This is a genomic window from Flavivirga jejuensis, from assembly GCF_030540765.1.
Classification (GTDB): Bacteria; Bacteroidota; Bacteroidia; order Flavobacteriales; family Flavobacteriaceae; genus Flavivirga; species Flavivirga jejuensis.
The window spans coordinates 41,318-51,494 of record NZ_JAUOEL010000010.1 but is presented as its reverse complement, the minus strand read 5'-3'; the positions used below and the strand labels follow the sequence as shown (position 1 = coordinate 51,494).

At 32.9% G+C, this 10,177-nt stretch carries 5 protein-coding genes and 1 pseudogene; 1 reads left to right on the top strand and 5 read right to left on the bottom strand.

Going from position 1 to position 10,177, the window contains the following annotated elements; all coding sequences use genetic code 11:
* Positions 1-14: 14 nt before the first annotated feature.
* From Q4Q40_RS22445 to Q4Q40_RS22425, 5 genes are read right to left on the bottom strand one after another with little or no spacing between them, the layout of a single operon-like run.
* Positions 15-389 (bottom strand): hypothetical protein, encoded by a 375-nt coding sequence (locus Q4Q40_RS22445; protein ID WP_303304304.1) that lies wholly within the window; start codon positions 387-389, stop codon positions 15-17.
* A gap of 35 nt (positions 390-424) precedes the next feature.
* Positions 425-1,618 carry a cupin-like domain-containing protein gene (locus Q4Q40_RS22440; protein WP_303304303.1) on the bottom strand — a complete coding sequence of 398 codons (1,194 nt, stop codon included), beginning with the start codon at positions 1,616-1,618 and terminating at the stop codon, positions 425-427.
* A gap of 22 nt (positions 1,619-1,640) precedes the next feature.
* Positions 1,641-1,913 carry an acyl carrier protein gene (locus Q4Q40_RS22435; protein WP_303304302.1) on the bottom strand — a complete coding sequence of 91 codons (273 nt, stop codon included), beginning with the start codon at positions 1,911-1,913 and terminating at the stop codon, positions 1,641-1,643.
* A gap of 22 nt (positions 1,914-1,935) precedes the next feature.
* A complete protein-coding gene (locus Q4Q40_RS22430; RefSeq protein ID WP_303304301.1) occupies positions 1,936-2,436 on the bottom strand; it encodes a DUF3237 domain-containing protein in 501 nt (166 codons plus the stop codon).
* A 48-nt stretch (positions 2,437-2,484) separates the two neighbouring features.
* Entirely contained in the window at positions 2,485-8,847 is a 6,363-nt protein-coding gene (locus Q4Q40_RS22425) for an SDR family NAD(P)-dependent oxidoreductase (RefSeq protein WP_303304300.1), read from the bottom strand.
* A 596-nt stretch (positions 8,848-9,443) separates the two neighbouring features.
* On the opposite strand from Q4Q40_RS22425, the pseudogene Q4Q40_RS22420 reads away from it, so the two are divergent.
* Positions 9,444-9,962: pseudogene (locus tag Q4Q40_RS22420) on the top strand (tyrosine-type recombinase/integrase); the annotation flags it as partial.
* Positions 9,963-10,177 lie beyond the last annotated feature (215 nt).

Below are 10,177 nucleotides of genomic sequence, written 5' to 3'. Positions count from 1 at the left end.
TTTTAGATCATAAATTATCCTTGACCTAAGAGAACATTTTTCCTAAAAACTTTAACCTTTTGTTTTTTAGGATCTTTAACCGCTACAAGTAAACCATCTGCATGTTTTTTTAGTGTAAGTCGATCGAAATACGCTTCTTCCGATAAATCTTTTTCTGCATAATAGGTCACTGGATTTTGAGACTCCAAATAACTGGTCCAGGACTCATATTTATCATAAGGAAGTTGAATAGATTTGTATTTTGAGAAATCTATTTCCTCTCCATTTAGAAAAGATTGTACATCAGAGTGATTGGAATTTTCTACGTTTAATAGGTAACATTTCTTCTCACTGGGGATAATTGCGCAATAGAAAAAACCTAAATTCAATAAGTATGTTATGTTTTCCACTTTTAATGATTTAATATTATTTAATAGAACGATTACTATTTCTTACTGAAATAAACTTCGTCCTTGATAATTTCCTTTTTTTGTAACGCTTGATATATTTCAAAACTATAATCACGATATCTTGGATCTGACCTAAGAATGCTTTCATATAAGGGCATACGAATTGCGGTTTTTGCAGACTTTTTGTTTTCCGAGAGATTCACCTCTGTATAGCGTTGGTTCGCCATTATAGACAATGGTGATTGATTGATTATTGCATGCGGCCACCATTTTGGAAAGAAAATCACATCTCCTGGCTCTTGATCGTAATAATACTTTGGTGCGTATGCATAGGTAGGATTATGAACCAGATGATAATCTAAATCGTAACGTATACTGGTTTGACCACCTACAAATGACGCCGAAAGCATGGCATTAGGGCTGTGTGGCGGTGGAATGATTTGAAGCGCATAAGCATGTAAAGGATCTAGAAAGAACCACCGTTTAACACCAGAAACTGCTACCGTAGCACTCACATCGTTATTAAGATGCCAATCTGTTCCCCATGTCTTTAAATTTCCAATAAACATCTGCGGAAACAAGGGCATCACAAGATCTTTTATCTTATCGTTTAATATATTTGCACTCAAATCGTCTAATAATTCTGGATAAGCATTAAAGAAATCAACAGAATTGTTGATATAAAAAGTGTCTCTCGATTTTGGATTTAGTTGATTTTCTAACACATATTTGGCTGTTATCTTTTTTGCAGCATCACCAAAACCTATATTGCTTTCTGTAGCTTGGTTTTTTGAATAATCCATACCATAAAGCTGAACGTCGCCATAGTTTTTCAAGAAGTATTCATGACTCCAAACCTTCACCGCTTTGGTGTCTTTCATTAACCCTTTTATAACTATAGGAGGTGCAGCAGGGTCACAAAGTAATGCATTGATTTTTTCGTCATTGATTTCTTCTGGCTTATACGCTTTAAGTTTGATATACGATTTTTTGTAGTCCAGCTTTTCAAAATCGGAACATTCCTTTTTGAATTTCTCAAATTTTCTTTTTAAGAATTCCCGTTCCGAATCCAACCCATAATTTGTTGAGCTTAATTGGTGCCTCACGTTTAAGTATGAATAATGCTCGATTAATTCGGCATCATCCAAAAACAAATGTTTGGCGTTTTCTAATATAAGTTGTTGATCCTTGTCATATTCAAAGGCATCGATATATAATTCATTTCTCATTCTCACTTTATTTAAAATATTGTTAACTAACTAAGATACTTTCAACTTTTTGGTAGTATGTTTTCTTTAAATATTGACTAAACTCCAATAGAGATGTGTACTCTAAAAAAATTGCAGGTCTAACGTCAATATTAAATGTTTCATTGATGATTAAACATAATTTATTCAACTTCATGGATTCGAAACCATATTCATCCAAATCCTCTTCCCATTGGATTTCAAAGCGATCTACATTTAAAATTTCTACCGATTTACTGATCAAAAAATCTTTAATTTGTTCTTCTAGTTCGTTCATTTATATCATTTTTAATTTGAATTTATTTAATTTGGTATATTCTAAATTGAACTCCTCCTCCCATTTTGTATTTTCCAACGCCAACCGAAACAATATCATTTAGCCATTGGTATTTTTTAGAGCCAGTTTCGAAAAAAAGTACTGTTCTCAGGTAATAGGTGTCGTCATCGCCCTCATTTTTACGAGTAAAACCCTTAGATTTCCAGTAAATTAACGCTCCATCATCGGTTTCCATTAAAATTCTGATATCCAGCTTCGTCGTTCCAGAGTCGTATTTCAGTAGCCAATCAGCTCCACTTAATATTTTCCCTTTAAGTTGTGGTCCCGAAAAAGTTTTCCCAATTATTGGAACTGTTGCTCTTTTTCCCTCAAGTGTTTTTCCGACAACTTGTTGCTTACCTATATTTAAATCGGCTTCAAAAAGAAATTCATATTTAAGTTCAAGATCTTGAGCCTTGACTTGTGAAGTAAGACATAAACAAGTTAATACTATAATTACTCTAAGACATTTGGTTGCTTTCATTTGCTAAGTTTATTAATTACAATTGCTTTCGCTTTTTTATAAATCATGCTAAACAAGCACTTCATTAACAGTATGATATTTCATTAATTTTTGTTGGTTTCCATAGTCTATAATAATTTGTTCCTGACCACTTTGTAGAACGTAATGCAAGATTCCAGCTCCAACTTCGGTTGGCAAAGGCTTAGCTCCTTTTGTACTTTCCATAAGTTTAATGTTAGTTTCCGTTAGTTGCATCCCTCCATCTTTCCAATAGGGCCAATTTATAGTCATTGTTCTTCCATGCCGTTTTCCAACCTCGACCTTACGATTTCGGTTTCTTGTAAAACCATCTAAGTAAGCATTAGCCATTGAATAATCTGCTTGTCCTACATTTCCCAAAGCATGTAAAGAAGAAAAGCAAAGGAAAAAACGTAATCTTAAATTTTTTGTGTACTTATCCAGATAAGTAGCGCCATTTATCTTAGGAGCGAATACTGTATCTAACTCTTGGATCGATTTATTTAAAATATAGCTATCTCTAAGTACTCCAGCACAGTGAATAATGTTATCTAAAGTCCCATGGTTTAGTAGAATTTTCTGAGTTAAACTTTTAACTTCTTGTTCTTTTGAAATATCCGATTGATAATACAGAACCTGTGAAGCGCCTTTATTTAATTTCTCTATCAGTTCATTTTGCGTATCGTTAAGCGAAGATCTACCTACCAAAATTAAAGTTAAGTCTGAGGTATGTGATAAAATATCTTTAGCTATTGTTAAACCCAATGCTCCGAGTCCTCCCGTGATCAAAATCACTTCTCCATCTTTATAGATATATTCAAAATCAATGGAATGACTTGGGACAACGATTCTGTTTCTGCTTTCTGAGTACCTTATTTGATTCTCATATTTAATAATGTGATCTGTATTTAGAAGCGATAGATTTTCCTCTGCAATTCGAACCAGTTCATGCTGATCTTTACATGTATCTACAAAAATCAACTGAGGTTTTACCTTGGTAGATTCCATTTGGCACGTGTGAATTAATCCCGATATACCATAACTTTTATCGATACATGACAGCGGAAGGATAATTTGTAAACAAATCACCTTTTTTGGTTTTCTTTTCAGCAAGTTTTGAATCGTTAGCAATACTTTTTTGGCGAGTACTGTAAAAGAGGTTTCATTGTAACGATCTGGTTTGTGAACTTTAGTAAATTGGATATTTTTAGTGATCCCATCAACCGATATATCCAGATAACAAACTAAAACATGATGCTCAATTTCACCATTCTTCTGACTCTTTTCAGCATACGATTCTTTCCACCTCAAATCGAATATAACTAATTCTTTATCCTTATTAATTTCAACTAATGTGCTTACACTTGCAGGTTCTTGATTGGAAGAAATTTTAAATGGCCAACAAAACAATTTATTTAAAGTTGTTGTTGGCAACGGAAGTCGTTTTATTAGTTGATCTGCTGTATTGATACTCCAGTTTACTTTTGCTCCGCGTACCCAATATTGGGCTAGAAGCATCCATTCTTTTTGAGCAATACAACTTTCTATTTTTCCAGGATCAATTTTTTCTGTATTTCCAAAATTGTAAGCATAATTGTAACGAATGCTGCTTTCTTTTTTCTCTTTTCCCCAAGCTTTTATGGCACTTAAAAGAGTGTCAAGTGTATTGGCTTTAATTGCTAACCTGAACTCTTTTTCTTCTCTCCCTTCTTGTAAGGTAAACGCTAATCTGTTTAGCAAAACATTTTCTGTCATTGATGATTTCAACACTGATAAACATTCTAAATAATTATCCAACATCTGCGACAATTGTAGTTCGCTTTCATCTGAAAAAATGAAAATAGACTCAGTATCTTCAAGATGATGACTTGATGTTTTATCTAGATATTCTTCAAATATCAAATGCGTATTTACCCCCCCTATTCCTAAACAATTTATAGCCATTCTTTTTGGCTTAACAACGCTATCATTACTGTTAGTTTCAGACCAATGAGTATCACTTCTTAATATGGAGAAGTGTTCTTTAACTTGAATCGCTTTATTAATTTGAGTCAAGCCTTTTACACCGTAAAACTTTTTATTTTGAACACTAGATAGTAGTTTTAACAAACAAGGAAATGTGGAGGATGTTTCGGCATGTCCAGTTAATGGCTTTAAGCTTCCAATAAAAACAGTGTTATCTTTTACATTAGATTGCTCAAAATAAGAACGATAGACAGATTGTATGGATGTCATTTCCGAAGAATCGACAAACGAGTTACCATTTGCTTCTGCTTCAATATATTCAATGGTTAATGGATCTATTTGGGATTGTTCAATAGCCTTTTTAATGGCTATTTTCTGTCCCTTGATATTTGGGCTGTTCCACTTTAAAGGAGCTTTACCGCCATGGTATACTCCAACGCCTTTAATCACCCCGTGAATATGATCTCCATCACGTTCAGCCTCCTTTAGAGGCTTTATAATAATAGCCCCAATGGCTTCACTTCTTACAAAACCATCTGCGGTTTCACTAAAGCTTTTAGTAGCATTCTGTTTGGAATAAATTCCAGTAATATCTTTTTTACCTAATTCGTGATAGGATAAATTTAAGGTTGCTGTTGCTACAATAGCCTGAATACAATCCCCACGTTTAATAGCTTGAGATGCTTTATCAATAGCCGCAATAAATGCCGAACAACCTGTGTCTACAACCTCGCTAGGGCCTTTTAAATTAAAAAGATGAGAAAGACGATTGGCATACAGCGCAGGAAACTCAATTTCGTAGTTTTTATTGGCATTTTTCATGATATCTACATATCCAGAATGTCCTCTTGTAGCTACAAATACGCCCGTTTCTTTTCTTTGAAAATCCTTAATTCTATAACCACTATTACCGATAGTAGCCCAAACAGTTTCAATTAGTTTTCGCAATTGCGAATCCATTTGAAGCGCTTCTTCATAAGAAAATTTGAATTTTTCATAATCAAAATATTCTATATCATCAATAAAACCAGCGTGATACTGTTTAATTTTACTTAATTGCGAATCTTCTAATCCTAATAAGTCAAGTCTTTTTTGTGGAATGTCTTCTGTCAAAACATTCCCTTTCTCCAGATTTTCAAAAAAAGCAGAAATATTCTCCGATTTTGGAAGTATTCCACTTATGCCAATTATCGCAAAATCATTTTGTGTATTCGAATGATGTTCTAAATCTATACTTCTGGATACATTATTGGTTTCCAGTTTTTTTTTAAGAGCTATTTTATTATCATTAACATGCTGGATTTGCTCTTCTACAAAATCTATTTCTTTAGTGTTCGATACATTAGATTCTGAAGCCTTACCATTGAGGTTCCCTGTAAAATTACTGGCTAAATAAGATAAAATATCGTCAAATGTATCGTATTCTAAAAATAAAGAATGAGGCGCATCGGGAACTAACTTTTGAAGCTCGGCCAATAATATGTTCGACAATACAGAATCAATTCCATAATTACTGATGCTTAAACTAAAATCAATTTTTTCTTTTTCTAACTTAAGTTCATTTACAAGCAATTCTGTTAAAATATTCTCTATTTTATTTTTAATCGTATGTTCATTCGTTTTTTTCTCTCTTAAAATTCCATTTTCGGTTACTTTCTCTAGCTTTTGTCTGGTCTCTTGTACTACTACTTGCGTTTCTTTTGTTTTTTGAGTTTTTAAGCGATTTCCAATATCGAATCCTTCTGCTGGTTTAGCCCAATGAAATACCTTTTTAAAAGGGTATCCTGGTAAAGCAATAGGTGTATAAGGCTCTTCAGAAAAGAATACGTCTTCTTTTATAACCATGCCTGCTTCGGTTAGTTTAGATAATAAGGCCAGTAAATCTTTACCATCTTTCACATGAATAACATCTAGAGAATCAAAATCTGATCGCTCTCCACCAAATTGAATAACAGGAATTTGCTCCTTTTCTTTAAGAGATTTTTGTAGCTGTATAAGATCCTTTTTGTTTTCTGAATCAATCCAAGAATTCATCCAAACATCATCTAGAGATAAAGCTTGCTTCATTTCATGTTTCAGAATGGTATAGGACTTCTTTCTGTCAATTTTTTTGACCTTATTATTGAGATGTGAAACAATTTCTTTTTTAGACAAGTCTGGGTTGAATACTAAATCAATTAAATCCTCATATTGAATAACTTGGTCTACAATTAAATCAATTAATTCATTGAAAGATTCATTCACTATAACTTGTTTCGAAAACAAGAACCAACGCGAATCCAAACGCTTTAAACTACTTATAATAGCTAAAGTTAATAGTGCTCGTAATTTTTTACCTCTGTCATCTATTGCAAATAAAAATGCTTCATCTTTTATTACTTTTTCAACGTTTAAATCTAAATCAAGCTTTTTGTTTAAAGCGACTTCCCACTCTTTAAGGTAATGTTGGAAAGTATATTGATAATTATAAAGCAAGCGAGCCTTATCTATGTAATAGCGAATATCGTTCGAGTCTAACTCTAAACTATTCAGTAAAGTTTCTATATACGACTCGGTAAATAGATATGGTAATAACCATTCGTGCTCATCTGTATTGATCCAAACGGGAAATTTCGGGAATTTTAAAGCATCATATTTACTGTTTTTTGAATTGAAAATGGCTTTTTTGACATCAGATTGCATGGTAATCCCACTTAATACCCCTACTAAGTAATTTGCTTTCCCGATACCACTCATACTCTTGGCAACTAACCCAAGGCGAGATAATTCTTCATAGCTATCCACAAGCCCATGTAGTGTATTTACATCCTTAAATGAACTTGCAATATGAATGTGAAATCGATTTTGATGAACTTCAACAGCATTATTTGGATCGACGTCATTTAAAAAAGCTTCATATTCACTTACTGAAGTAACAACAGTTGAAGTCCTAAATTTCATCAACCTTCTTTTAAATAATGATCGTGAAATTCTTTTTAAGACAGCATATAATTCCGAGTCGTTTGTTTCCTTTTTTAATGCCTCCCAATGTTCCTTTAGAAGTAATTTTTGCGTTACAATTTGGCCTTTACTTCCTGAGGATAATAAGAATAGAAGACCTTGGAATGATTTTTTATTTTCTGGTTTCTTTGTAACTGTCTTTTTTTCGCTATTGTAAGATGCCAATATAATATGAGAATTTGCGCCACCAAACCCAAAAGATGAAATACCCGCTACAAATCGCTGTTCGGAACTTACTTCAGGTAATGACTCAATCTTCATTGGCAATTTGAAGGGTGTAGATTTAAAGTCAATTATGGGATTAGGAATGTTAATATGTAATAATGGAGGAACTTGTTTATTCTTAAACATCATAAGTACTTTTATGACGCCTGCAATTCCTGCAGCTGCTTCTAAATGACCTATATTAGTCTTCACAGATCCTATAAAACGGCTTTCGTTTTGAATATCATGTGCTTTATATACCTGTTTTAATGCCTCAACCTCAATGGGATCGCCTAAACTTGTTCCTGTACCATGTGCTTCTACATAGGCAATCTCCGAGGCTTTTACATCTGCATCTTTCATTGCATTTTCAATAACTGCTTTTTGTGCTTCGATTTTTGGGGCGGTCATCCCTCTGCTTTTACCTGTATGATTTACAGCTGATCCCGATATTACCCCATAGATGTGATGCCCATTTTTAATAGCATCCTCCATACGTTCGAGTAAAACAAACCCAACACCATCACCAGGTACATAGCCATCTGCACTTCTATCAAAAGTTCTACAACGTCCACGATTACTTAACATTCCGGCTTTTGAAAAAGAAATATACTTCCAAGGGTGCAAATTTAAACTGACGCCTCCAGCAAAAACATAATCACTTTCATTTAATATCAAACTTTTTTTTGCCTCGTGAATAGCTATTAAAGAAGATGCACATGCAGCATTTATGGATTGACTACTGCCAGTTAAACCCAAAGAATGTGAAATTCTATTAGCTAGGATACATTCATAATTTCCAATGGCATGAAACGCGTCTATATTGTCGTTTGCTGTATTCAAAACATGCTTATAATCTGTAGACATAACTCCAGTATATACACTTGTATGAGCTTTCTGTAAGGTTTCTAGTTTTATTCCACTGTCTTCCATACAATGCCAAGCAGTCTCTAAACTGATGCGTTGCTGCGGGTCTAAATAATATGCCTCTCGGGCAGATATACCAAAAAATTCATGATCAAAACTGGTCGCATCTTTAACTAATCCGCACCATTTACTAACTGACTTTTCTGGTTCTCTTCTATTTGTAGTATAAAAATTATCTGAATTCCATCGAGTCTTAGGAATTTCTTTAATTGAATCTCTTCCTTTTATTAGATTTTTCCAGTACTGCTTATAATTTTCTGCTTCAGGAAAACGACAAGCAATACCAACTATAGCTACTTTATTTTTTGGGTTACTCATCTAAATCTCATTAATTTTAATTTCACAAAAAGTCATTAATTTATGAGCAACGCAACGTTCTATAATTTTATCTGAAATTGATTTTCTATGATTTCTTCTATCAAGCTTTTTTAATATTCTCATCCTAATTTTATATATAGCTATTTGTGAACTAAATGGGAACCCAATAAGAGATTTGGATTCATCAAACAAAAAAATGCTAAACTTATATTTCAGACACTTAACAAATATCAATGTTAGTAATTATCTCTAGCGGATTAAAACTTGCCTCTAGCGGATTAAAGCTTGTCTTAAAAGGATAAATAATTGTATTAGAGGGATTTGATATTAAAAATCTGTGAGTTGTTTGTGCTTAACTTGTTTAATTATTTCAGTATCTAGAGAAGTCTGTAAGACACATTCAGAATTGTAAGTTGAACAATACTATAATCCTCCTAAATACAGAAAAAAGTTTTGCGGAATTTACATTTGCAAATAAAATTTTCATTTTATAGACTCCATTAAATTGAATAGGAGTTAAAACGTACTTATCTTTGGCATCAAAAAAATGTCAAAAACCAAAAACACCGTTAATTGTACAATTAACAGTATTTTTACTCCCGCAGATACTATCCAAAAAAGAAACTCTTGCTATAATTAATAGTACCAACAACATAAAACATCGTTGCATAGTTGGTTTGCTGTATTCAGCGGGCTTATGTAGGAGTGAACTTTTAAACTTAAAGATAACCGACATTTACAGTGAACGTATGTTGATTTATATAAGTAATACCAAGAATAATAAAGATCACTATTCGATACTTTCAAATACTATTTTAAAAGATTTAAGGATATACTATACACAATGGAAACCTATGAAGGGTGTTTGTGAACAAAAGTATTCGGTAGGAAATGTTACCAAGATTGTAAAAAGGGCAAGTAAAAAAGCTGGTATCATTAAAAAGGTAACCCCTCATATACTGAGACATAGCTTTGCTACACACCTTTTAGAAGACGGCATTGATATTAGATATATACAAATTCTTTTAAGGCATAGTAGTATAAAAACAACAGAAATTTATACACATGTTGCCGTAAATAGCTTCAAATCCATCAGAAATCCACTAGATTTGTGAAAAAGATAATGGATATATGTGTACCAGTACACATATCCCATTGTTATGGGCAATTACGATTTACGTAAAAAATTAACACTGAAACTTGAACATTCCATCTCAAATAAAAAACGATACGTTAGATTTCTTCAATTCTGTTGACCCTTCAAAAGTTAAACAAAACCAAAAAAAAAAAAAAAAAATCACTTAAATCTTTTTGACCAACTTCAAACCAA